This window comes from Bowmanella sp. JS7-9 (genome assembly GCF_004329715.1).
Classification (GTDB): Bacteria; Pseudomonadota; Gammaproteobacteria; order Enterobacterales; family Alteromonadaceae; genus Pseudobowmanella; species Pseudobowmanella zhangzhouensis.
The window spans coordinates 68,973-92,693 of the sequence record NZ_JXSY01000018.1; the positions used below are offsets into that span (position 1 = coordinate 68,973).

A 23,721-nucleotide genomic window follows, 5' to 3' on the forward strand; every position below is an offset into this window, starting at 1 on the left:
TCGGTAACTATGGGCAAAAGCAGGGTTTTTTTCATTTGTCAGCCTTGCTTGCTTGCCCCACACAAGGGCGATTGGTAAAGTTAACCAGTTAAAATTTCCACCATCCAAAAACTGAGTCATTCATGCTATTCAAAAAGTTACGCGGAATGTTCTCCAACGATCTGTCGATCGACCTGGGAACCGCCAATACACTGATTTACGTAAAGGGACAGGGCATTGTTCTTAATGAGCCTTCTGTAGTTGCCATTCGCCAGGAACGCGCTGGTGGACCTAAGAGTGTGGCGGCTGTCGGTCATGCAGCTAAGCAGATGCTGGGACGTACACCGGGTAATATCAAAGCGATTCGTCCGATGAAGGATGGTGTGATTGCTGACTTTTACGTTACTGAAAAAATGCTGCAGCACTTTATTAAACAAGTGCATGACAATAATTTCCTGCGTCCGAGCCCTCGCGTGCTGGTCTGTGTGCCTTGTGGCTCTACTCAGGTAGAACGCCGTGCAATCCGTGAATCAGCATTGGGGGCGGGTGCCCGCGAAGTATACCTGATTGACGAACCTATGGCGGCTGCGATTGGTTCAGGCCTGCCAGTATCCGAAGCGACCGGTTCCATGGTGGTGGATATCGGTGGCGGTACCACCGAAGTGGCGATTATCTCGTTAAATGGTGTGGTGTATTCATCATCAGTACGTATCGGTGGTGACAAGTTTGATGAAGCCATCATTAACTACATCCGCCGTAACTTTGGCTCGCTGATTGGTGAAGCGACTGCAGAGCGCATTAAGCATGAAATTGGTGCAGCTTATCCGGGCGAGGAAGTGAAAGAAATCGAAGTGCGTGGCCGTAATCTGGCCGAGGGTGTACCACGCAGCTTTAAACTTAACAGCAATGAAATCCTTGAAGCATTGCAAGAGCCGTTAACGGGGATCGTTTCTGCCGTGATGGTGGCGTTGGAGCAATCACCACCAGAGCTGGCTTCCGATATTTCTGAACGCGGCATGGTGTTAACCGGTGGTGGCGCGTTACTGAAAGATCTGGATCGCTTACTGATGGAAGAAACCGGGATCCCGGTTGTTATCGCCGATGACCCGCTTACCTGTGTGGCGCGCGGAGGTGGTAAAGCACTTGAAATGATCGATATGCACGGTGGCGACTTGTTCAGCTACGAATAATCCTGAGCCGTAACGGGACACGCTGTGGATACCATTTTTACCCGAGGCCCCTCTTTGCAAAACCGCCTGCTACTGGCGGTTTCGCTGTCTCTGGCGCTGATGTTTTTTGACCATAAACTAGACAGTTTTAGCAGTGTGCGTACCTTGCTGGCGTCACTGGTTAGCCCGATTCAGTATATGGCCAATGTGCCGGGTCAGGTGTTGAGCTGGACCGCAGAGCGGATCACCCGACAGGACCAACTATTGGAAGAAAATGCGCGTTTGCGACGCCAGCATGTCCTGCTCAGTGAAGCGGTGCAGCGGGTGGAGATGCTGCAACAAGAAAACAATCAATTGCGCGCGTTACTGCAGTCACCGGTGCAAATCCCGGTGCGTAAGATGGTCGCTGAGCTGATGGCAGTGGATAACGATCCGTATAGTCACCAGATTGTGATTAACAAAGGCAGTATCGACGGTGTGTATGAGGGTCAGCCGGTGCTGGATGAAAGCGGCGTGGTCGGTCAAATCCTGCATGTGGGCACCACCAACAGCCGCGTATTGTTGATTGCGGATCTTACTCATGCGATTCCGGTACGGGTTGTACGTAATAACATTCGCTTAATTGTCAGTGGCAGTGGTCAGCTCAATACGCTTACCCTCAACCACGTCCCCCATTCGTCCGACATTCGCGTCGGTGATTTACTGGTCACTTCGGGGCTGGGTAATGTTTTCCCGCCAGGCTATCCGGTTGCTAAGGTTGCGGCCATCGGTCATGACGAAAGTCGCCCCTTTGCCAGTATCAGTGCTGAGCCGGTGGCAAAGCTCGACAGACTGAAGTACTTGCTGCTGGTTTGGCCGCAAAACAAGGATGAAGAGCAATGATGCGCGGCCGTCAGGTTATCTTTATCACGTTGCTTGTCGCGCTCATTCTGGAAATGATGCCAATGTCCAGCACGGTCAGTAGCTTTCGTCCCGATTGGGTATTACTGGTATTGTGTTACTGGACGTTGGCATTACCCACCCGCGTGAACGTGGGGATTGCGTGTTTATGTGGTGTGATTCTCGACGTGTTGTTAGGAACGGTAATGGGGGTACACGGTCTCGCGATGAGTCTGGTTGTCTTCGTTATGGCGTCCAACTATCAGCGTTTTCGCAATTATTCGGTATGGCAACAGGCGTTTATTGTCGGCGTGGTAAGTGCGCTGTATCAGTTAGTTGTGTTCTGGACGCAACATCTGTTGACCGATATTTATTTCCTCTACAGCTACCTGTGGCCGGTTGTGTTTAATATGGTGTTCTGGATTTGGGTGTTCCCTCTGATGCGCCGGATTCGCCGCCACTATCGGGTAAAATAGTATGCAGCAGCAAATTATTCTCGCCTCACAGTCTCCGCGTCGTGCTGAGATCCTCAACTGGCTGGGTATCGATTTTTTGCAGTATCCGGCGGATATTGATGAAACCCGTTTGGATGGTGAATCCGCTCAGGCCTATGTAACCCGTCTGGCCGAGCAAAAAGCCCAGGCTTGTGCATTGATGCATCCACAGTTGTGCGACAGCCGCGTGGTATTGGGCTCAGACACGACCGTTGCGGTCGATGAGCACATCTTCGAAAAGCCTGAAGATGAGGCCGATATGTGCCGCATGCTGAGCTTATTGAGTGGGCGCGTGCACCAGGTGTACAGCGGCATTGCGCTATACAACGCAGGCAAGATAGTCAGTGCCTGTGTCGCGACTGATGTACGTTTTCGGGTGATTAGCGACGCTGAAATGCATCATTATTGGCAAAGCGGTGAACCCTTGGGTAAAGCGGGTGGCTATGCCATTCAAGGCTTAGGGGGGCAATTTGTTGAGCATATCAGCGGCAGTTATACAGCTGTGATGGGCCTGCCATTGTTCGAAACTGCAGCCATGCTGCGTGGTGCCGGTATATTACTCCGTGGGGCAGACAAATGAGTGCTGAATTACTGATCAATGTCACACCATCCGAGTCGCGGGTGGCGTTGATTGAAAATGGTATCTTGCAGGAACTTCATATTGAACGTCACACCAAACGCGGTTTGGTTGGCAATATTTATGTGGGTAAGGTCAGCCGGGTGTTACCGGGTATGCAAGCCGCGTTTGTGGATATTGGTTTGGACCGTGCAGCGTTTCTGCATGCCTCAGATATCGTCCCGCACCATGAGGTGCAGGAAGAAGTGCCGGTTAGCCAGTTACCCAAGCAAGATATTAAAACGCTGGTCAGAGACGGACAGGAAGTGATCGTGCAGGTGGTCAAAGATCCCATCGGCACCAAAGGGGCGCGACTGACCACAGATATCACGATTCCCAGCCGTTATCTGGTGTTTATGCCATCCGTCAGTCATGTTGGTGTATCCCAACGTATTGAGGATGAACAGGAACGCGAGCGACTCAAAGCGCTGGTAGAACAGCTGGATCCTGGCGAGGGTGGCTTTATTTTACGCACGGCGGCAGAGGGTGTCGGCGAAGCGGAGCTGCATCAGGATGCGGAGTTTTTGCGTCGCCTGTGGAATAAGATTCAGTCACGTATTAAGAAGAAAAAGTCCCGCGTTTTATACGAAGATCTGACCCTCGCTCGCCGCGTGTTGCGTGACTTTGTCGGCACTAAACTGGATAGAATCCGGGTGGATGCCAAATTGGCCCTGTCTGAATTAAGACAATTCACCAGTGATTATGTGCCGGAACTGAATCCATTGCTTGAGCATTATCAGGGCGATCGACCCATCTTTGATTTGTATGATGTGGAAAATGAGGCCCAGCGCGCACTGGAACGGCGGGTAGATTTAAAGTCTGGCGGCTACCTGATCATTGATCAAACCGAAGCCATGACCACCATCGATATCAATACCGGCGCGTTTGTCGGCCACCGTAATCTGGAAGAAACCATCTTTAACACGAATTCCGAGGCTACCCAGGCGATCGCCAGACAGCTGAGGTTACGCAACCTGGGCGGCATCATCATCATCGATTTCATCGATATGCAGGATGAAAACCACAAGCGTCGCGTGCTGCACAGTCTCGAGCAGGCACTGCAAAAAGATCGCGCCAAAACCAGTATTCATGGCTTTACGTCGTTGGGTCTGGTGGAAGTGACCCGCAAAAGAACACGCGAAAGTTTGGAACATATCCTGTGTGGCGAGTGTCCAGTATGTAAGGGGCGGGGGTCTATCAAAACGGTGGAGACCGTCTGTTTCGAGATTATGCGTGAAATTGTGCGGGTTAACCGTGCCTATGATGCAGATAAATTTGTAGTTTATGCAGCACCCAATGTGGCTGATGCCCTGATTGGCGAAGAAAGCCATATGCTGGCTGAGCTGGAGGTTTTTGTGGGTAAGCAAATAAAAATCCAGCCAGAAGCAATGTACAGTCAGGATAAATTTGACGTGGTGATGATGTGAATAAGGCCGGGCGCATTTTTGCGTACCTGTTAAGAAAGCTATGGGTATTCAGCGCAGTTGTACTGGTGCTGTTCGCTTTGTTCATGTCTTTCTTACGTTATGGACTGCCCTACGCGGATAGCCAGCGGAGCCATATCGAGAATTGGTTATCTGCTCAGGTGGGTACCGATGTGCATATTGGCGGCATTGATGCTGGCTGGCAGGCAAATGGTCCTGCGTTAATCATTCGTAATCTGTCGCTGGCCACGCAACAACAGGGACCGGTAAAAGTCACCGTCGGGCGTACTTATATTGATATGGATTTTTGGGCTAGCTTGCGCAGTGCCCGATTCGTTTCAACACGCTTTAGTCTGCATGACATGCAGGTAGAATTGCTGACTGACAGACCATCCAGTGATGACAGCGAATTGAGCTATCCCAGTGCGTTACAGGATTTGTTTCTACAGCAACTGAAGAATTTTTCTGTTGTTAATGGTCAGGTTCAGCTGATTGGCAACAACCATTCCCGCACGATTTCTATCGGACAATTGAGCTGGCTGAATCAGGGGGAACGCCACCAGGGCGTGGGGCAGTTTAGTCTTGACCAGCTTTCTGACAGCAGCGCCAGTTTTATTTTGGATCTTCACGGACAGCCCGCCGATCTGAGCGGTACGTTGTTTGTCGATGGGCGCAATATAAACGTGGCTCCCTGGCTACAACAACTGGCACCCGATACTGTTGAGTTGGCCCAGTCAGATGTGAATCTGCAAGTGTGGGCAGAAGTACAACAGTCAAAAGTGCAAGACGTGCTGGTTAAATGGTTGCCGGGTGAAATCAGCTGGCAGGGACAAATGCAAAGCACCCTGGCAGTTGAAACTGGTGAATTTATCGCGAAGCGATTCGATACTGGTTGGTTGCTCAACTTAAGCAATCTGCAATATCACAGTGACAATTATGGGGCTGGTGTCATCCAGGCTACCGGGCGTATCGACACTCAGGGACGCGTCACACTGCATGCTAATGATATTGCGATTAAACCACTGATCCCCTTGTTAGGCCTGGCCGGTGCCAACGGAGAATTACTGACCCAACTGGACCCGAACGGCAACATTACCGAAATATCGCTGCAATTCGATGCTGAAGGTCCTGCCTTGTTCGCCAGTGTGGCCGATTTACAGGTTAACGAGTGGCATCCCATTCCCGGCGGCGAACAATTAACTGCGCAGATAGCCTGGCAACATGGCCTCGGTCATATCATTATCGAGGGTCAGCAGGGCCAGTTAAAGACACAACAATTATTCGGGCATGACCTCACCTATGAGCAGGTCTTGGCTGACCTTTGGTTGCAAAGGCAGGCCGATGGCTTGCGGATTCTTCCCTCGCAGCTTTCGGTTGATTCCTCACTGTTGCAACTGCATGCGCAGGCTTCGTGGCAACCCGATGGTTTACTGCAGATAAGTGCCGATCTACAGCCACACAATGTGCTCAATGCCCGTCAATTATTCCCCGGGCAATTGATGGGGCAGCATACGGTCGATTATCTGAACCGGGCGTTGGTGAGTGGCGACATCACCAGTAGCAAGTTGCTTTGGTTCGGACGCCCGTCAGACTATCCGTTTGCTCAGGGACAAGGCATTTTTCAGTCGTCGGTAGCGGTTAAAGACAGTGAGTTTTTGTTTGATGCTGATTGGCCAGCGTTAACTCAACTGGACATGAATTTACTGTTTGAAAATGCCGCTCTGCTGATGCGTGCCAATAAGGGCAATCTGATGCAGGTGGCGATGACCAGTCTGCAGGCTGACATTCCTGATTTAAGCAGTGATGGGGTGTTAACCATCGAAGCGGATACCCGTACCGATGCACGTAATGTAACCAGCTTGATGCAGGCTTCGCCGTTGGCGGACAGTGTTGGGGCGACGCTGACCCAGATTCAGCTGAGTGGCGATGTATCAACACGTTTGCACCTTACCATTCCCTTTGCCGACGACAGTGAGGTAGTGGCCAGTGGTGAAGTGAGTCTGGATAACACCCCTATTGGCCTGCAGCCACTGTCAGTAACCTTAACAGAGGCCGTGGGTTCTATTCGTTTTCGCAATGATGTGGTGCAAGCTACTGATCTGAAAGCGAATTTATTTGGTGAGCCGATTGTCATTGATTTAAAGACCTTCAGCGCAGCCGATGGCTATCATGCTGACGCATCAATTGACGCCAATTGGGACCTGACCCGCTTACTCACAAACCGTTATCCGGGTCTGGCAAGCCAACTTGGTGGCTCGGCCAGCGGTAAGGCCACCTTTAATCTGCTGATCCCTGATGAGGGGTTCAGCTACCAATTTTCATTGCTAGCAGATTTATCCTCGGCGACGTCAGCGATGCCGGCACCGTTTGATTTGGCAGATGCCAGCGCACAAAAGCTGGTTGCACGAGTAAACGGCGATCAACAGGCGTCACAACTCACACTGCAACTTGGTGAAGATGTCCATTTTGAAGGGGTATTACCTCATGCTGAGGCACGTTTATCCCGCGCGCATTTATCGATTGGTCGCAGCGATGTTGTCACGCTGGGTGCCGGATTCAGCATTTCTGCCAATTTGGCCAGTATGGATGTACAGGCCTGGTTTAACAGCTTATACCCGCTTATCGATCAGGCACCGCAAAGTGAAGGTGAGTCGTTTATTGGCGTACCCCAGCGAATATTTGTGAATGTCAGTGAATTGCAATTTGCGGGTCAGCGTCTGCATGACGTTGCTTCCACGGTAAAATGGCAGGAGCAGGCCTGGAACGTGGATGTTCGCGCTCGTGAAGCCATTGCTAATGTGCAGTTGTTCCACAACTGGCTGGAGCAGGGCTTAAAAATTAATGCCGACTATCTGAATCTGTCAGCGTGGGAAGGTGGCGAGCAGACACCCAGTAAAATTGATATCAGCAAAGTTCCGCCGATGCAGATTGTTTGTGAGCGCTGCATCTATGCGGACAATGATCTTGGCCAGATTCAACTGACACTGTCCCGCGCTGAGCAGGGAATGCGTATTGAGAAGCTGGATGTTCAACAGGCTAAAGCGCGACTGACAGCCAGTGGACGTTGGTTTTTGCGCGACGGAGAAGAGCAGACCGAGCTGGAAGGTCACTTTTATTCTAAAGATTTTGGTGCTTTCCTCGCTCAATATGAGGTCAACTCTGGTATTCGCGACTCGGATGCCAACATGAATTTTGCGTTGAACTGGCAGCAGGCGCCCCATGAGTTTAATTTTGCCAGTCTCAATGGCAGTGTGGATTGGAAACTGGGTGATGGCTATCTGGCAGAAGTAAGCGATCGTGGTGCCCGACTGTTTTCAATTCTGAGCCTGGAATCGCTGGTGCGCAAACTCAAGCTGGATTTCCGCGACGTATTTGCCAAGGGTTTCTTCTACGAAAAAATGACCGGTACCTTCCTGGCAAACAATGGTACCGTCTCCACGGACAATACGCGGGTGGATGGCGGCGCGGGTGAAATTAGTTTAACTGGCTATACCGATCTCAATGATCAGGCACTGAATTACCGTATTTCATTTCGACCAAAGGTGACGTCGAGCTTGCCTGTGATTGTGGCCTGGATGGTTAACCCGGCCACAGCAGTTGCCGCGCTGGCGATTAATCAGATGATTGACTCAGCCGAAGTTATCTCGTCCATAGACTACAGCCTGACAGGTAGTATTTCTGAGCCGGTGCTGACTGAGTTGAAGCGTGACAGCAAAAACATTCAAATCCCTGCTAAAGCGCAGCCCAAGCCGACGCAGCCTATTCCTGCCACTGACAGCGGAGTGAATCAGGATGGCTAACCTGATGGTATTGCAGATGACATCCTGCCCGGATGTGGAAAGCAATCTGGCCTTTGTAGAAAGCCAGTTGGCGGGATTGACAGTAACCGAGCCAACCATGGTGGTGTTGCCGGAATGCTTTGCCTGCTTTGGTGGTGGAGATAATGCCCAGGCCAATATCGCCGAAACGATTGGCAACGGCCCGGTTCAGCAGCGACTGGCGCAATTGGCCAAAACCTTTGGCGTCTGGATTGTGGCGGGCTCATTTCCAACCCGCAATTCCTTTGACCATCGCTTTAGCGCCAGCTGTCTGGTGTTTAATGATCAGGGTGAGCTGATCGCCGACTACCAAAAAATTCATTTATTTGATGTGCAGGTAGCCGACAATACTGGCCGCTATGCCGAGTCAGCCAGCACCCAGCCAGGCAATAAGATCGTCTGTTTTGATTCACCGTTTGGTCGGGTCGGTGTGGCCATTTGCTATGACCTGCGCTTTGCTGGTCTGTTTCAGGCGATGGGCGAGATTGATGTGCTGGTGTTACCCGCCGCATTTACTGCGGTGACCGGCCAGGCACATTGGCTGCCATTGCTTCGCGCCCGCGCCATTGAACTACAGTGTTATGTGGCAGCTGCCAACCAGACGGGTATTCATGCCAATGGCCGGCAAACCTATGGTCATTCCAGTGTTATTTCCCCATGGGGAGAGGTGTTGGTGGAATTGCCAGCGGCAACAGGTCTGGTCGGGACTAAAATAGATTACGCCTTGCTGGCAGATATCCGCCAACGGATGCCGGTTGGGCAACACAATTGTTTCAGGAGTACTTTCGTTGAACCACGTTGAACAGGCATTACTTGATGCCGCCGATATTAATCAACAACATCTGAGCGACGCACTGGGATTGATTTATCAGCATCAGACGGACTTCGCTGATTTGTATTTCCAGGCCAGTCAGCACGAAAGCTGGGTACTGGAAGACGGTATTATCAAAGAAGGTAGCTTTAACATTGAAAAAGGCGTCGGCGTGCGCGCAATAAGCGGTGAAAAGACCGGTTTTGCCTATTCTGACTCCCTTTCTGCCAGCGCACTGTTCGATGCCGCGAAAGCGGCACGTAATATTGCTGCCCTGGGGCAGCAGGGGCAGGTGCAGGTATTTGACCGTAAACCGCAGCCTAAAGCTCTATATGCCAGTGATAATCCGCTGCTTGGTCTGGGCGATGAAGCGAAGGTCGCGTTGCTGCGTTCGGTGGATAGCTATGTGCGTAGTCAGGCGCCGGAGGCTTCGCAGGTTATTGTGAGCTTATCAGGGGTATTTGAAGAGGTGCTGGTGTGCGCCACAGATGGTACATATGCTACCGATATTCGTCCTCTGGTTCGCCTTAACTGTACCCTGTTACTGGAGCAAAATGGTCGTCGCGAGCGGGGCAACTCTGGCATGGGTGGTCGCTATGCGTATAGCGAGTTTTATGAACTGGAAGATGGTGTGCCGCGCTTTCAGAAACTGGCTGACGAGGCGATTCATATGGCGCGGATTAACATGCAGGCAGTGGATGCCCCAGCAGGTGTTATGCCTGTCGTATTGGGGGCAGGCTGGCCTGGTGTGTTATTGCATGAAGCGGTGGGCCATGGCCTGGAGGGCGATTTCAATCGTAAAGGTGCGTCAAACTTCAGTGGTAAAATAGGCCAGCAGGTGGCCGCCAAAGGCGTCACCGTGGTTGATGACGGGACACTGGTAAATCGCCGCGGATCATTGAGTATCGATGATGAAGGCACCACGACTCAATACAATGTGCTGATAGAAGATGGCATCCTGAAAAACTATATGCAGGATAAACTCAATGCCCGTCTGATGGGGGTGAATCCTACCGGCAATGGCCGTCGTGAATCATTTGCCCATTTGCCTATGCCGCGTATGACCAACACCTATATGCTGGCCGGTAACTATGCGTCTGACGAGATAATCGCCAGTGTCAAAAAAGGCATTTATGCACCGAATTTCGGTGGTGGTCAGGTAGATATTACCTCTGGCAAGTTTGTCTTTAGCACGTCAGAAGCCTACCTGATCGAAAACGGTAAAATTACCACACCTGTTAAAGGTGCCACGTTAATTGGTAACGGTCCGCAGGTCATGAAGGGTATCTCCATGATCGGCAACGATTTGGCACTGGATCGCGGTGTGGGGGTGTGTGGCAAGGACGGACAGAGTGTGCCGGTGGGTGTGGGTCAACCGACCCTGAAAGTAGATGAACTGACCGTAGGGGGCACGGCGTAATTCCATGCATTCTCATGATATGCGCCGTTGGCAGCAGTCCCACGACTTTTTAAACGACAACCGCCAGGGTGAAACCCGCACCAAATGGGTTCTGTGGTTAACCCTGATCACTATGGTTGCCGAGATTATCGCCGGTACGGTGTATGGCTCCATGGCATTGCTGGCCGATGGTTGGCATATGGGTACCCATGTGGCGGCATTTATGATTACCTTGTACGCCTATCGGTTTGCCCGGCAACACAAAGATAATCCACATTATTCCTTTGGTACCGGCAAGGTGAATGTGCTGGCCGGTTTCGCCAGTGCGGTTGCCCTTGGAGTGGTGGCATTGGTGATGCTGGTGGAGTCGGTGATGCGCTTTTTCGATAGCCAACCGATTGGTTTTGATCAGGCGTTGCTTGTGGCGGTGATTGGGCTGCTGATTAATCTGGCCAGTGCCTTGATCCTCAAAGATCATCATCACCATCATGACCACGACCACGACCACGACCACGACCACGACCACGACCACGACCACGACCATTCGCATGCACATCATCACACTGGGGTGAAAGATCATAATTTGCATGCCGCCTACATGCATGTCCTCGCGGATGCGTTGACGTCGCTGCTGGCGATTGGCGCTTTGCTGGCGGGTAAATTCTATGGCCTCAACTGGCTGGATCCAGCCATGGGGATTGTGGGCGCGCTGATAATTGCCAAATGGGCGTTTGGACTGGTGAAAAATACCGCGCCCACGCTGCTGGATGCCAGCATTGATCAATCCACTTTAGCGCGCATTCGCGCGCAGATTGAAAATGACAGTGACAACCAGATTGCGGATTTGCATATCTGGCGGGTCAGCAGTGAACACTTTGCAGGTGTTGTGTCTATCGTGACCCACGAGCCTAAGCCGGTAGAACACTACCGGGCGTTGTTAGCCGAGGTACGGGAATTAGATCACATCACCATCGAAATTAACCGTTGTCATGACCATGCCTGCCGCACTTAAACGGCAGGCAATTCCAACGTCTGAATAGAGCGGGTGGTTTCGCCCTGTTGCAGGTTACGCAGCAAGATCCCTTTGTTGGCATCCAGCTCAAAAGGTAACGCCAGTTTAACGGTATGGCCGGAACCTGGCGCGACATCAATACTCTCACCTTGCAGATTATGCAGGTTTTCCAGCGTAAAATGATGATTGCCGTTGGGCGTCATCAGCTCAAGTGAATGGCCGATAGCAAAGCGATTCTTAACCTCAATGGTGAGCCACTGACCATCCTGTGCAATGACTTCTCCAACCAGTTGTTGCAACTCAGACACAGACGCGCCCTGATCATAGTTTTGGTACATATCATGGGTATGGCGGCGCAGGAAACCTTCTGTGTAACCGCGGTTGGCCAGCTTATCCAATTCAACCAGACAATCAGGATCAAATGCCCTGCCAGCCAAAGCGTCCTCAATGGCGCGGCGATAGACCTGCGCGGTGCGTGCGCAGTAATAGAAAGACTTAGTGCGACCCTCGATTTTTAACGAGTCCACGCCGATCTCAGCCAATTTCTGTACATGCTGAATGGCACGTAGATCCCGGCTATTCATAATATAGGTACCATGCTCGTCTTCGAAAGCGGACATAGGCTCGTCAGGTCGCATAGGGTCGATTAACTCAAACACCTCATCGGTGGGCTGACCGATTCCCAGTGTCGGTTGTTTATCGCAACAACTCACAATATTGCCGGTGGCAGCATCTTCGGAGGCGGGATTTACCCCATATTGCCAGCGACAGGCATTGGTACAGGCACCCTGATTAGGATCGCGTTTATTGATATAGCCGGACAACAAGCATCGCCCGGAATAGGCCATGCATAGTGCGCCATGGACAAACACTTCCAATTCCGTGTCCGGACATCGCTGGCGAATTTCCGCAATTTCATCCAGCCCCAATTCACGGGACAGAATCACGCGTTTAATTCCCTGACGGGCCCAAAATAGTACCGCCGCATAGTTAACCGCATTGGCTTGTACCGACAGGTGAACCGTCTGCTCGGGAAAACGCTCCCGCACCAGCATAATTAAGCCGGGATCAGACATGATCAGGGCGTCTGGCTTCATGCTGATAACCGGCTCAATATCACGTAAATAGGTGTTAATTTTGCTGTTATGCGGTGAGATATTGGAAACCACATAGAGCTTTTTATTGAGGGCATGAGCTTGCGCGATGCCCTCACCCAGACGCGCCAAATTAAACTCGTTGTTGCGTACCCGCAGTGAGTAGCGTGGTTGTCCGGCATAAACGGCATCGGCGCCATAGGCGAACGCGTAATGCATGTTTTTCAAGCTGCCTGCCGGCGAGAGTAATTCAGGTTTTTTCATAACGGCACCCGGGTCAAAAAAAGACGCGCGAGTATACAAAAGCGCTATGCAGGCAATCTTTGCGCTGGCGCAAAAAAGGGGCGATTACGCCCCTTTGTGATTTATTCCTGCGGAAAAAGCTCGCGCAGATACTGGAATAATTCCCGTGATGCTGTGGGTGGCTGATTCAGCTCCGCTTGTTTCTGTGCGTTACGCACATATTTGCGCAGGCGCTGACGATCAGCTTCGGGTTGCTCTGCTATCAGGGCATTAATGGCTACATCCTGATCACGCAAAATGCGCTCACGCCATTTCTCTAACTGATGGAAATGCCGATTGGCAATCTGGTGTTTATTTTCAATCTTGTTGATGGCTTCTTCGATAGGTGCCACGTCACGGTTACGCAACAACTTGCCAATATACTGAATCTGGCGACGATAGCTGTCTTTTTTACGATTAATGCGGCGCGCCAGTTCGATGGCTTCCAGCAATGCATCATCCAGCGGGATCTTGTCGCTATGCGCGCCCATGTTGACGATTTTCTCGCCTAGCGCCTGCAGTGCGAGGAATTCGCGCTTAATCTGCGATTTACTTTTTACATCATCATCAAAGTCGTCAAACGACTCGAAATCTTCTTGCATGATACCTGCCTCAATATTAACTGGCATATTGTAAGGCATATTCCTCGCCGTGTGTGTTTCATGTGCTAGATTTTCCTTTAAATAGTAAAGGAGAACAGCATGGCTCACCCTTATCTGCGTCGTCAGTTTGGCCGAATTCACCGTAGTCGCTTCGATGCATTACGTGAACTCAGGGCACCTCAGCCCTGTGATATCGAGCCAGACTGGAACGAAGACAACCGGCAATCTCTGGCGCAGTTTATCGGAGCGGTGAATAAGGGACAGCATGCCAGTTTGTGTCTGGTCTGCCAGGCTGAGCAGGCGTTATCTTTTACCTTGTCGGAAATTGCGGTGCATACCGAAAAAACCCTGATGCGGGTCTATACACCGCTGTGGTTGCGCCAATACCATAAACAACCCGATTCCAACCTGCAGCGATTATTGGCCGATGCGGAAGCCGGCCAGCAAATTCTGTATTTTGATGAGGCTGATGCGCTGTTTCAGGTCGATGGCAGTCTGCAGTGGCCGCGGGATTTTGCCAAAGCACGCTGTGGGTTAGTTTTTCGCTGCCAGTGGTTACCAAATCAGGCGTCGCAATTTGACGGCCTGATTCAGTGATCAGAATGAAGGTAAGCGTTTACTTACTTTGTGTTCGTAAACTAATGCTGTTTCCACATGCACGACATCGTCCAGCGCGGTGATGCCATTGAATACAAAGTCTCGTAGGTGCATGGTATCGCTCACTGTGACGTGGATCTGAAAGTCATTGGCGCCACCCATATGAAAGATCGCCAGTACTTCAGGTTGTTCTAACATGGCGTCCTGAAAGCGATCGAACACATCCCGGGATTGTTTTGCCATACGTACCGCAATCATCGCCTGAATATGTCCACCCAGGGCGGTGTAATCCACATGCAAACTGCACCCTTGCACAATATTATCCTGTTGCAGGCGACGCACACGCTCCAGACATGAAGATGGCGACAAGCCTACTTGCTCAGCTAATGCCTTGTTGGTCAGGCGAGCATCCGCATATAAGGCAGCCAGAATGGCGATGTCGGTGGGATCCAGTGAGCGATGACGGGGATCAGTGGGCATAAGTCAGTGTTCCAAGAATAGCTGGGCGTGATGCCCCGGTAACAGCCGGCAAATTGCCGGGGATCTGATTGACAAAGGCATAGGCCAACCAGGCAAAAGCGCATGCCTCGACGGCATTTGCCGGAATATTCAGCACATCAGTGCTATCGATATGCACCGCAGGCATTAATTCCCGCAGGGTATTGATAAGATGCGTATTGTAGGCACCACCCCCACAGACGAACAGATCATCCAGCGCCAACGATTGGCATGCGTCAGCGATGGAGCGGGCAGTGAAATGCAGTAATGTTGCCTGCACATCTGCAGCTGCATATTCATCTGATTTACCCAGATGTTGCTGCAACCAGTGGAGACTAAAATGGTCGATACCGGTACTTTTCGGTGCGCATTCTTGCAAAAAAGGGTGCTGCAGTAATGCGTTCAGCAGTGCCGGGATAACCCGCCCGCTGGCCGCCCATTCGCCGTTCTTGTCGTAGGCATGCCCAAGATGGAGTGCAATCCACTGATCCATCAGGGTATTACCCGGCCCTGTATCAAAACCTAATGTGTCTTGGTCGGTGAGTAGGGTGATATTGGCGATACCACCGATATTAAGAATGCCACGGCGTTTACCCGACCGGGCAAACACACTGGCATGAAAGGCAGGCACCAATGGCGCACCCTGGCCACCCAGTGCAATATCTTTATTGCGAAAATCACTGACGACATTAATACCTGTGGTAACCGCCAGTGTATTCGCATCACCCAGTTGCAGGCTGTATCCGAGCGGACCGCTTGGGGCATGGCGTATGGTTTGACCATGGGAGCCGATGGCATGAATCTGGTAATCAGGATGGCGTTGTATCAATTGGTTTGCCGCATCAGCGAACGCCAACGCGACCTCACGGCTGGCAGTAGCCATCTCATGCACTTCATTATTCATTGGAAAATTGAGTGCAAGCAGGGTGCGTTTCAGTGTGTCACTGTAGGGCACACATAAAAAATCACGCATAACAGGTTGGCTTGGTTGACTAAAATCGACCAGCGCGGCATCGATGCCATCCATACTGGTACCGGACATCAAGCCGATAAAGTAGCTCATTTAGTTCATGGCCAGCATGATGCGTTTACTGTTGTTCAACTGTTGCAGGTAGTCCTGTGCCAGTTGTTCAAATTTCGCCCGTTCAGCTTTGGCGATCGGATTTGCTTTTGGCAATTGGACGGTACGTGGGTTGCGGTGAACGCCGTCGACCAGAAATTCGTAGTGCAGATGCACACCCGCTGCCAGACCGGTTTTACCCACATAGCCTATCACTTGACCCTGTTTGACGGTTTCGCCGGTTCGTACTTTAGGACGCTTATTAAAGTGCAGATATTTGGTGGTATAGCGCTCACCGTGCTGAATAAACACAAAGTTACCATTATAGCGGTCATAGCCCGCCTTGATGACTTTACCATCACCGGCCGACATAACCGGCGTGCCTAAATCGGCGGCGTAATCGACACCGTTATGAGGTTTTACGCGTTTTTGTACCGGGTGAAAGCGATTTGGATTGAAGTTCGAACTGATATAGCGGAAGTTGACCGGCGCTCGCAGGAAGCTCTTGCGCATACTGCGACCTTCCGCTGTGTAGTAATTGCCATCCTCATAGCGAATGGCAGTGAAGGTTTCACCCTGGTTGGAGAACTCCGCAGCGAGAATGTCACCATAGCCGCTGAATTCACCATCAATATAATGGGTTTCATACATCACGCTGAAACTGTCGCCGCGGCGAATCTCCAGCGCAAAGTCGATATCCCAGCCAAAAATACTGGCCAGACTCATTATTTGATTGTCATTGAGTCCGGCTTTGCTGGCGGCGTGCCAGAAGCTGCTGTCAATTTCACCGGAAGCAAATTCAATGCGGGTTTCAACGTCGCGCTGGTCGATATTGGTCTTAAACTGCCCCTGTTCGTCGGGAATAATTTGCAAGGTTTCCAACGGCGAGTAAGCATATTGTAATCCGGCAAACTGGCCTTGCTCATTGATCTGCAGAGCAACTTCATCACCCGGCATCATACGCAACAGTTTTTCGGCCTGTTTACCACTTTGGGTGACGGCGTATACATCCTGCGGAGTCAGGCCGAAACGGTCAAATATTTTGGCCAGATTATCACCACGCTTGACCGTAACAGTTTGCCATTGTGGCTCTAGTTGTTCTAACTCCAGCGACTCTGACGGCAGGCGTGAAAAGTCTATTTCCAGTGGATAAAGGGTACCAATGGCAAGATCGCTGATGTGTTCATGACGACTGGCTTCCACCGAAGATGAGGGTAACAGCGTCACCAGCCCGAGTGTTGCGATAACGCTCAGGAGAGAAATTTTGTGCGCCTTTGGCAGGGGAGTGTAGAGCCTCTTTAACATCGTCGAACTTCCGACCTTAATACAACAGTCTGAGCGCAGAATATAACGAAAATTAAGCAGTTACCAGTGTTCACAAGGGGTAAACAGGTATGCGCGGACAAAATTGGTTATAAATGTCTGGTTAAAAATTGTACAGCCTGATACGCGTCTGTATATGGCGAAACGGTGTTTTTAAACAAGGCTTTACGTTAGAATGCCGCGGCAGTATTTGGAGACTAACGAAACATGACTGATTGGCAAACAGCGCTGGCAGAAATTAAGCGTGGCGCAGAAGATATCCTGCTGGAAGACGAGCTGGCAGAAAAACTGAAAAGTGGCAAACCGCTTAAAATCAAAGCCGGTTTTGATCCAACCGCGCCGGACCTGCATTTAGGGCATACGGTGCTTATCAATAAAATGCGCACGTTTCAGCAACTTGGCCATGAAGTGATTTTCCTGATCGGTGATTTCACCGGCATGATTGGCGATCCGACCGGTAAAAACGTTACCCGCAAGCCATTAACCCGCGAAGACGTATTGGCTAACGCCGAGACCTATAAAGAACAGGTATTTAAGATCCTCGATCCGGCGAAAACCACGATTCGTTTCAACTCTGAGTGGATGGAACAATTAGGGGCTGCAGGCATGATCAAGCTCGCAGCACGTCAGACTGTAGCGCGTATGCTGGAACGGGATGATTTCAAAAAGCGTTATAACGGCGGTCAGCCCATTGCGATTCATGAATTTTTATACCCTCTGGTGCAGGGCTGGGATTCCGTTGCGTTGGAAGCTGACGTTGAGTTAGGCGGTACCGATCAGCGTTTTAACCTGCTGATGGGTCGGGAACTGCAAAAAGAAGAAGGTCAGCGTCCTCAAACCGTGCTGATGATGCCGCTGCTCGAGGGCCTCGACGGTGTGCAGAAGATGTCTAAGTCACTCGGTAACTATATCGGCATCACCGACGCCCCTAATGAAATGTTCGGCAAAGTCATGTCGATTTCTGATGAACTGATGTGGCGCTATTTTGATTTATTGTCGTTCCGTCCGGTGGACGATATCGCCGTATTAAAGGCGGACGTAGCGGCGGGTAAAAACCCACGCGATGTGAAGATTGAACTGGCCAAAGAATTAATCGCCCGTTTCCATGACGAGAGCGCGGCTGAGGCTGCCCATCAGGACTTTATTCAGCGCTTTCAGAAAAACGCCATTCCGGATGATATGCCGGAGGTTACCCTAAGTGTTGGAGAAGGTTTGATGATTGCGAATCTGCTCAAAGAAGCCGATTTAGTCGCGACAACCTCTGAAGCCATGCGGATGATCAAGCAGGGCGCGGTAAAAATTGACGGCGAAAAAGTCGATGATGCCAAACTGATGCTCGACAGCGCAGGCACTGCGGTATTCCAGGTGGGCAAACGTAAATTTGCCAGAGTGACACTGGCCTAAAACTGAAAAGCCCGCTGTATGCGGGCTTTTTAATATCTCCAGGTGGCTTAAAGCCAGCGATCCTGAAAGCGCCCCCACTGATAGTATCCCCACAAACCCATTCGTTTAAACGGACTCAATGGGAAGCGTTTGAGTGTTGATTGGTAAAATGGCAGTGACGGTAGCGGCTCTTCACACACAGCCTGTGCCAGACGCCGGCCAGCCAGCTGGCTGAATGACACGCCAGAACCACAATATCCCATGGCGTAACCTACCCCTTGGGTGTGATCGAACCAGACTCGCGGGTAGTCGTCCAGCGATACGCTGATCCAACCGCTCCAGTAATCGGCAACTCGCACGTCCTGTAGCCCACAGAATTGATCTTTTAAGGCCTGCAATAATCGTTGTTTGAACACCCCGGAGGTCGCTCCCCGCCCGGTAATCGCGCCACGGCCACCAAATAAAATCCGATTATCCGGCAGCAAGCGGTAATAGTATTTCAGCGCGCGGGTGTCCATCGCCAGAAGGCCCGACTTAAAGCGGCACGCGGCTAATTGTGTCTCACTGAGTGGTTCGGTCACGATAACAGAAGACAGCACTGGAAAATGCCGCTGTTCTACCAAGGCATGGTTGTGTGTGCCGGTGTAAGCATTGGTCGCCAGAATGACTTTGTCGGCAGTAACACTCCCTGTGGGAGTATGCAGCTTATGTTGCTGACCTAGTTGTTGCCAGGCTTGTACCGGGCTGTGCGCATACAGAGCGGCACCACTTTGTTGTGCCGCATTGGCCAGCCCCATGCTCAATTTCAGCGGATTTAATCCAAAGCTGTATGGGAAATACAGCCCACCGGCGGATTTTTGTGTAGCCAGATAGTGAGTTTGCACGTCGTCGGGGGACAACAGTTCAGCGGGATCACTAAAACGACTATTCAGCAGGCGTGCCTGAGCTTCAAGGCTTTTTAACATAGATGGCTTGTGGGCGATCTTCAGGTAACCCCCACGTTGAAGGTCACACTCAATACCATACCGGGTAATGTGCTGTTCTGTGATCTCAATGCCAGCCTTGAACTCGGCATAAATCGCCTGAGCCTGGTCTTCCCCCCACTTAGCGATCATTTGTGCCAGCGATAGACGTCCTGTGCCTGGGAGCACGAAACCCGCATTGCGGCCACTGCACCCCCACGCAGGATTGACCGCGTCAAGTACACAAACATTGATGCCACGCTGGCGCAGCGCCAGTGCGCAGCTGAGGCCTGTCAGGCCGGCACCGATAATGGCAACGTCAGTATGGATATCCTGAGTGACTACCGGAAGCTGGGGTACTTGTAATTGACGCGTCCAATAACTTTGCACATAACCACTATCGGGGGACGGATGGCGCTGGCGCAGCGGATCGTAGAAGTCAGTCTGCTGCAAACGGGATCACCATCTCAGCCGCCACACAGTCACATCCGGATTCGCAAATAGGGCAGACATAGCCATCTTCGATAACATTTACCAGCCATCGACCCGGGTGGCGGGCTACCAATTCACCGCCACAAGCGCGGAAATATCCTACTGCGTTATTGCCGGGGCTTTCTTCCCATACATGGGCTAAGCCGGCTTTGGCACCCTGCTGTTTCGCTTGTTCAATAGAGCGTTTGAGTAATTCACCACCGACACCTGAACCCTGATATTCAGGATCGACCGCAATGACTTTGAAATAGCACATGTCATCGGCTGCAACCGGCCATTTATCGACACTACACCACTTGTCGAAAGGCCATTGCCCTGCGGCGAAGGTCAGGCGAAAGCCCACCATGCGTTCCTCATCCAGTGCGACAATACTGGCATTGATATGGTTTTTAACCGAGCGCTGTGCGTAGGTTTCGAGGGTGGCTAAATCAATGTAATTATCACCGTGGACACGGTTTGCAAGTTCCACGAAGCGAGCAAAATGCTCAGGCTGTAAAAATTCGTAATGGATTGTCATATTATTTTTTAGGGTACAGATTATATTTTTGCAGGTGGACATCGAGGGCATGCACCGATATGCGGCTCTCCCATACTGACATCCACAGGGAGTAGAGCAGAAACACCAGACTTAAGGCAAAGATCCAGCTACCCGCTACCTGGTATTCCAGATATATCGCCAGCATCGCCAATACGCATAAAAAGAAACTGGCCGCACCGGCTTCCTGCATGCGTTTGATCAATTGGATCCGCTTGCGCAGGTTACTGATTTGCAAGCTCACCGAGTCATCCGATTGGGTTGGATCAAAATTGCGAATGATACCTGCGAGAGTCAGAAACCGGTTGGTATAAGCCAGTAATAATAACGAGATGGCCGGAAACAGCATGGCAGGGGTAGTCAGAGTAATGCTCATTCCAGGGTATCCAAATATTCGCGCGCGAAGCGTTTAGCAGTGTCCGCATCGTCGAATAATACCTTATCGAAATCCCGTTCAATACCAGCTAATTGCATCATTTGGCGAATTTGTGCCTTGCCCAAAGCGGACCGCATACAATAGACGCTCAGCTTGCAATTACGTATCTGACATTGTCGGTATACATCGATCAGAATCTGCTGGCTGGTTTGGGTGGTAGCGTCAAAACTTTCGGCCAGACACACATAAGCCCAGGGGGCAGATTTCAGATCTTCAGCCAGCGCGGCCATATCATCGGCATATTTTTGTGCCAACGTGTCGTTTAACACACCACGAAAGGCCGCAACAATAATATCGTCCTCGAGGGTGAGTTGATATTGACCGAACTTATTACGTCCTTTTAAAACTCTCTGTGACACTAACTTACTTCTCGATAGGGAGTTTCGCTTCCTGCCAGCCTAACATATCACCATCCAGATGATAGAGTTGTTCAAAACCTTGTTCTTCTAGCCACTGCACTGCAACGGCAGCCCGGCGACCCGAGCGGCAATATACGACGAGGTTGTTGTCTTTGAAACCGTCCAGTGTTTGTTTAAAACTGGCTAACTGGTCGTAGGGCATATTCACCGCGCCGGGCACGTGTCCCTCGGCGAATTCTTCTGGCGTGCGAACGTCAAGCACCACTTTATTTGGTAAGTCGCTGAATTGTTGCTGACTGATATCAGTAGCTTGAGCAGTCACAAATGCACTGAATAACAGACCTGCAATGAGTGAAAGGGCACGCATGTTTCTCTCCAAAAAGGTAAAAAGCCAGCAAAAATGCCGGCTTTTTGTACGTTCAATATTGTGACACGAATTGTCGCTTTAAAAAACCCGGCTGAAAATACGACCACCGCGACGTTCGCTGCGGCGTTTGCGCATGCGGGTGTGCATTTCCATTCGTTTGCTGGCTAACCAGTCTTCGGTGCTGATTTCTACACCGCGGCGTGCCATTTCCTTTTCACGGAACTCACAAAATTCTTTATACGCCTCGATATTGGCACTTAAATCCTGCACCACCAGTTCGATCATAATGGCATCATCCAGATAGCCTAGTACCGGGATGTGGTCCGGTACCAGATCTTCTGGCTCACTGAAATAGGCCAATGAGGTCAGTACTTCCTGACGTTCTTCTTCTGGTAGTTTCCAGGTGTCGTCATCCAGCATTACCAGCAATGCTTCCAGACTGGCAACCCGACTGGTAACAAATTCCGGTACCCCATCGCTGCTCATTTCAGCAATGGCCTGTGCAGCCTTCTGTTTGATGGTCGCTTCCGGTAATTTAGCGGCATTGGCGATGGCGGTGGTCATTAAATGACGGAAATGTTCCAAATCGGCGTCGCTTAATTGGAAGGTGACTTCAATGCTCATTCGAGATTTTCCTTGCATTGTGGTTTAGCGTAAAGCACTAGCATAGCAGAGAAAAAGCGAACAAAAAAACCGCTTTATCGCGGCTTTTTAAACAAAAAATATTAAAGATCAACTGGTTAATAGCGGTATTGATCGTCTTTGAATGGACCCGCCTGCGCAACACCAATATAGCTGGCCTGCTGCTGGGTAAGATGGGTGATAACGCCGCCAAACCCACGTACCATATGGCGAGCCACCTCTTCATCCAAATGACGTGGCAATACTTCAACCCGTAAATGCGCAGGTTTATGGTCATCGGGTAGGTCGGCAAAGCGTTGCTGGTAAAGGTGGATCTGTGCCAATACCTGATTGGCAAAAGACCCATCCATAATGCGTGACGGGTGCCCTGTTGCGTTGCCCAGATTTACCAGACGCCCTTCTGATAACAACAGCAGGTGATCGGCTAAATCGTCACTGCGGTACACTTTGTGCACCTGATCCTTAATTTTTTCCCAGCGCCATTGTTTGCGCATGTAGGCGGTATCAATTTCATTATCGAAGTGGCCAATATTACATACCACAGCGCAGGCTTTGAGGTTTCGCAACATCGCCGCGTCACAGACATTGATATTACCGGTGGTGGTGACGACTAAATCTGTGTTGTGGAGTAATGCTAAGTTGAGATCGGCATCCTGACCTGAGTTATGGCCATGCAGATAGGGAGAGACCACTTCGAAACCGTCCATACAGGCCTGCATTGCGCAAATAGGATCGATTTCGCTGATACGCACAATCATACCTTCCTGACGTAACGATTGAGCCGAGCCTTTGCCTACATCGCCATAGCCAATAACCAGCGCCTTTTTACCTGCCAGCAAATGATCGGTAGCGCGTTTGATCGCATCGTTGAGACTGTGACGGCAGCCGTATTTATTGTCGTTTTTGGATTTGGTGACAGAGTCGTTGACGTTGATAGCGGGAACTTTGAGTTGGCCATTTTTGAGCATGTCTTCCAGACGGTGCACGCCGGTGGTGGTTTCTTCAGTGATACCGTGAACGTTGGCCAGAACCTGCGGATACTTATCATGCAGCATGGTGGTCAAATCACCCCCATCATCCAGTACCATATTGGCATCCCAGGGCGAACCGTCCTTCAGTATGGTTTGCTCCAGACACCAGTCATATTCCTGTTCGGTTTCCCCTTTCCAGGCATAAACCGGAACACCTGCCGCAGCCATGGCGGCTGCAGCATGATCCTGGGTAGAGAAGATATTACAAGACGACCAGCGTACCTCAGCCCCCAATGCAATCAGGGTCTCAATCAGCACACCGGTCTGAATGGTCATATGGATACAGCCAAGAATTTTGGCACCCTGCAATGGTTGACTAGCCCGATATTGCTCGCGAATTGCCATTAAAGCAGGCATTTCGCTTTCGGCGATGGTGAGTTCTTTGCGTCCCCATTCCGCCAGACCGATATCCGCTACTTTGTAATCACCACTTTGGGTTGTATCCAACATGCTACCA

The 23,721-nt window shown here is 50.9% G+C and carries 23 protein-coding genes; 11 read left to right on the top strand and 12 right to left on the bottom strand.

What is annotated here, in order from left to right:
* Nucleotides 1–122 precede the first annotated feature (122 nt).
* From TK45_RS09775 to dmeF, 9 genes are read left to right on the top strand one after another with little or no spacing between them, the layout of a single operon-like run.
* Nucleotides 123–1,169: a rod shape-determining protein gene (locus TK45_RS09775; protein ID WP_131258469.1), complete on the top strand. Its 1,047-nt coding sequence runs from the start codon at nucleotides 123–125 to the stop codon at nucleotides 1,167–1,169.
* 24 nt (nucleotides 1,170–1,193) lie between these two features.
* Nucleotides 1,194–2,030, top strand: coding sequence for a rod shape-determining protein MreC (gene mreC, locus TK45_RS09780; RefSeq protein ID WP_131258470.1), 837 nt, complete (start codon nucleotides 1,194–1,196; stop codon nucleotides 2,028–2,030).
* A complete protein-coding gene (gene mreD, locus TK45_RS09785; protein WP_131258471.1) occupies nucleotides 2,027–2,503 on the top strand; it encodes a rod shape-determining protein MreD in 477 nt (158 codons plus the stop codon). Before mreC ends, mreD begins: the two co-directional genes overlap by 4 nt.
* Nucleotide 2,504: 1 nt before the next feature.
* Nucleotides 2,505–3,101: a nucleoside triphosphate pyrophosphatase gene (locus TK45_RS09790; protein WP_131258472.1), complete on the top strand. Its 597-nt coding sequence runs from the start codon at nucleotides 2,505–2,507 to the stop codon at nucleotides 3,099–3,101.
* Nucleotides 3,098–4,564 (top strand): ribonuclease G, encoded by a 1,467-nt coding sequence (rng, locus tag TK45_RS09795; RefSeq protein WP_131258473.1) that lies wholly within the window; start codon nucleotides 3,098–3,100, stop codon nucleotides 4,562–4,564. Before TK45_RS09790 ends, rng begins: the two co-directional genes overlap by 4 nt.
* Nucleotides 4,561–8,361, top strand: a complete 3,801-nt coding sequence (locus tag TK45_RS09800) for a YhdP family protein (protein WP_131258474.1) — start codon at nucleotides 4,561–4,563, stop codon at nucleotides 8,359–8,361. Before rng ends, TK45_RS09800 begins: the two co-directional genes overlap by 4 nt.
* Nucleotides 8,354–9,181: a carbon-nitrogen hydrolase family protein gene (locus TK45_RS09805; protein WP_131258475.1), complete on the top strand. Its 828-nt coding sequence runs from the start codon at nucleotides 8,354–8,356 to the stop codon at nucleotides 9,179–9,181. The genes TK45_RS09800 and TK45_RS09805 overlap by 8 nt, the downstream gene beginning before the upstream one ends.
* Complete coding sequence (gene tldD, locus TK45_RS09810) at nucleotides 9,168–10,610, top strand: metalloprotease TldD (RefSeq protein WP_131258476.1); 1,443 nt, start codon at nucleotides 9,168–9,170, stop codon at nucleotides 10,608–10,610. Before TK45_RS09805 ends, tldD begins: the two co-directional genes overlap by 14 nt.
* A gap of 4 nt (nucleotides 10,611–10,614) precedes the next feature.
* The gene (dmeF, locus tag TK45_RS09815; RefSeq protein ID WP_131258477.1) at nucleotides 10,615–11,601 is read left to right on the top strand and encodes a CDF family Co(II)/Ni(II) efflux transporter DmeF; all 987 of its coding nucleotides are present in this window, start codon (nucleotides 10,615–10,617) and stop codon (nucleotides 11,599–11,601) included.
* Here the strand turns inward: dmeF and yegQ are convergent.
* Both yegQ and yjgA read right to left on the bottom strand, forming a co-directional pair.
* Complete coding sequence (yegQ, locus tag TK45_RS09820) at nucleotides 11,598–12,959, bottom strand: tRNA 5-hydroxyuridine modification protein YegQ (protein WP_131258478.1); 1,362 nt, start codon at nucleotides 12,957–12,959, stop codon at nucleotides 11,598–11,600. The two genes, dmeF and yegQ, sit on opposite strands and share 4 nt — an antisense overlap.
* Nucleotides 12,960–13,060: 101 nt before the next feature.
* On the bottom strand, nucleotides 13,061–13,606 hold the full coding sequence (gene yjgA, locus TK45_RS09825) for a ribosome biogenesis factor YjgA (RefSeq protein ID WP_131258479.1): 546 nt from the start codon (nucleotides 13,604–13,606) through the stop codon (nucleotides 13,061–13,063).
* 72 nt (nucleotides 13,607–13,678) lie between these two features.
* On the opposite strand from yjgA, the gene TK45_RS09830 reads away from it, so the two are divergent.
* Nucleotides 13,679–14,176, top strand: a complete 498-nt coding sequence (locus TK45_RS09830; protein WP_131258480.1) for a hypothetical protein — start codon at nucleotides 13,679–13,681, stop codon at nucleotides 14,174–14,176.
* Here TK45_RS09830 and TK45_RS09835 read toward each other — a convergent pair whose 3' ends face one another.
* The 3 genes from TK45_RS09835 to TK45_RS09845 are packed head-to-tail and all read right to left on the bottom strand — an operon-like array spanning nucleotide 14,177 to nucleotide 17,039.
* A complete protein-coding gene (locus TK45_RS09835) occupies nucleotides 14,177–14,656 on the bottom strand; it encodes an Lrp/AsnC family transcriptional regulator (protein WP_131258481.1) in 480 nt (159 codons plus the stop codon). It abuts the gene before it with no gap.
* Entirely contained in the window at nucleotides 14,646–15,737 is a 1,092-nt protein-coding gene (locus tag TK45_RS09840; RefSeq protein WP_131258482.1) for an anhydro-N-acetylmuramic acid kinase, read from the bottom strand. The genes TK45_RS09835 and TK45_RS09840 overlap by 11 nt, the downstream gene beginning before the upstream one ends.
* Nucleotides 15,738–17,039, bottom strand: coding sequence for a peptidoglycan DD-metalloendopeptidase family protein (locus tag TK45_RS09845; protein ID WP_131258483.1), 1,302 nt, complete (start codon nucleotides 17,037–17,039; stop codon nucleotides 15,738–15,740).
* A gap of 225 nt (nucleotides 17,040–17,264) precedes the next feature.
* On the opposite strand from TK45_RS09845, the gene tyrS reads away from it, so the two are divergent.
* The gene (gene tyrS / locus TK45_RS09850) at nucleotides 17,265–18,461 is read left to right on the top strand and encodes a tyrosine--tRNA ligase (RefSeq protein WP_131258484.1); all 1,197 of its coding nucleotides are present in this window, start codon (nucleotides 17,265–17,267) and stop codon (nucleotides 18,459–18,461) included.
* A 47-nt stretch (nucleotides 18,462–18,508) separates the two neighbouring features.
* On the opposite strand, the gene TK45_RS09855 is transcribed toward tyrS, so the two are convergent.
* The 7 genes from TK45_RS09855 to ahcY all read right to left on the bottom strand — a co-directional run bounded on the left by TK45_RS09855 (nucleotide 18,509) and on the right by ahcY (nucleotide 23,714).
* Entirely contained in the window at nucleotides 18,509–19,855 is a 1,347-nt protein-coding gene (locus TK45_RS09855; RefSeq protein WP_131258485.1) for an FAD-binding oxidoreductase, read from the bottom strand.
* Nucleotides 19,842–20,411 (bottom strand): GNAT family N-acetyltransferase, encoded by a 570-nt coding sequence (locus TK45_RS09860; RefSeq protein ID WP_131258486.1) that lies wholly within the window; start codon nucleotides 20,409–20,411, stop codon nucleotides 19,842–19,844. Before TK45_RS09860 ends, TK45_RS09855 begins: the two co-directional genes overlap by 14 nt.
* Before the next feature lies 1 nt (nucleotide 20,412).
* The gene (locus tag TK45_RS09865; protein ID WP_131258487.1) at nucleotides 20,413–20,805 is read right to left on the bottom strand and encodes a DUF2721 domain-containing protein; all 393 of its coding nucleotides are present in this window, start codon (nucleotides 20,803–20,805) and stop codon (nucleotides 20,413–20,415) included.
* A complete protein-coding gene (locus tag TK45_RS09870) occupies nucleotides 20,802–21,224 on the bottom strand; it encodes a hypothetical protein (RefSeq protein WP_131258488.1) in 423 nt (140 codons plus the stop codon). The genes TK45_RS09865 and TK45_RS09870 overlap by 4 nt, the downstream gene beginning before the upstream one ends.
* Nucleotides 21,225–21,228: 4 nt before the next feature.
* A complete protein-coding gene (locus tag TK45_RS09875; protein WP_131258489.1) occupies nucleotides 21,229–21,591 on the bottom strand; it encodes a rhodanese-like domain-containing protein in 363 nt (120 codons plus the stop codon).
* A 78-nt stretch (nucleotides 21,592–21,669) separates the two neighbouring features.
* A complete protein-coding gene (locus tag TK45_RS09880; protein WP_131258490.1) occupies nucleotides 21,670–22,215 on the bottom strand; it encodes a YkvA family protein in 546 nt (181 codons plus the stop codon).
* A 116-nt stretch (nucleotides 22,216–22,331) separates the two neighbouring features.
* Entirely contained in the window at nucleotides 22,332–23,714 is a 1,383-nt protein-coding gene (gene ahcY / locus TK45_RS09885; RefSeq protein WP_131258491.1) for an adenosylhomocysteinase, read from the bottom strand.
* Between the last annotated feature and the right edge of the window lie 7 nt (nucleotides 23,715–23,721).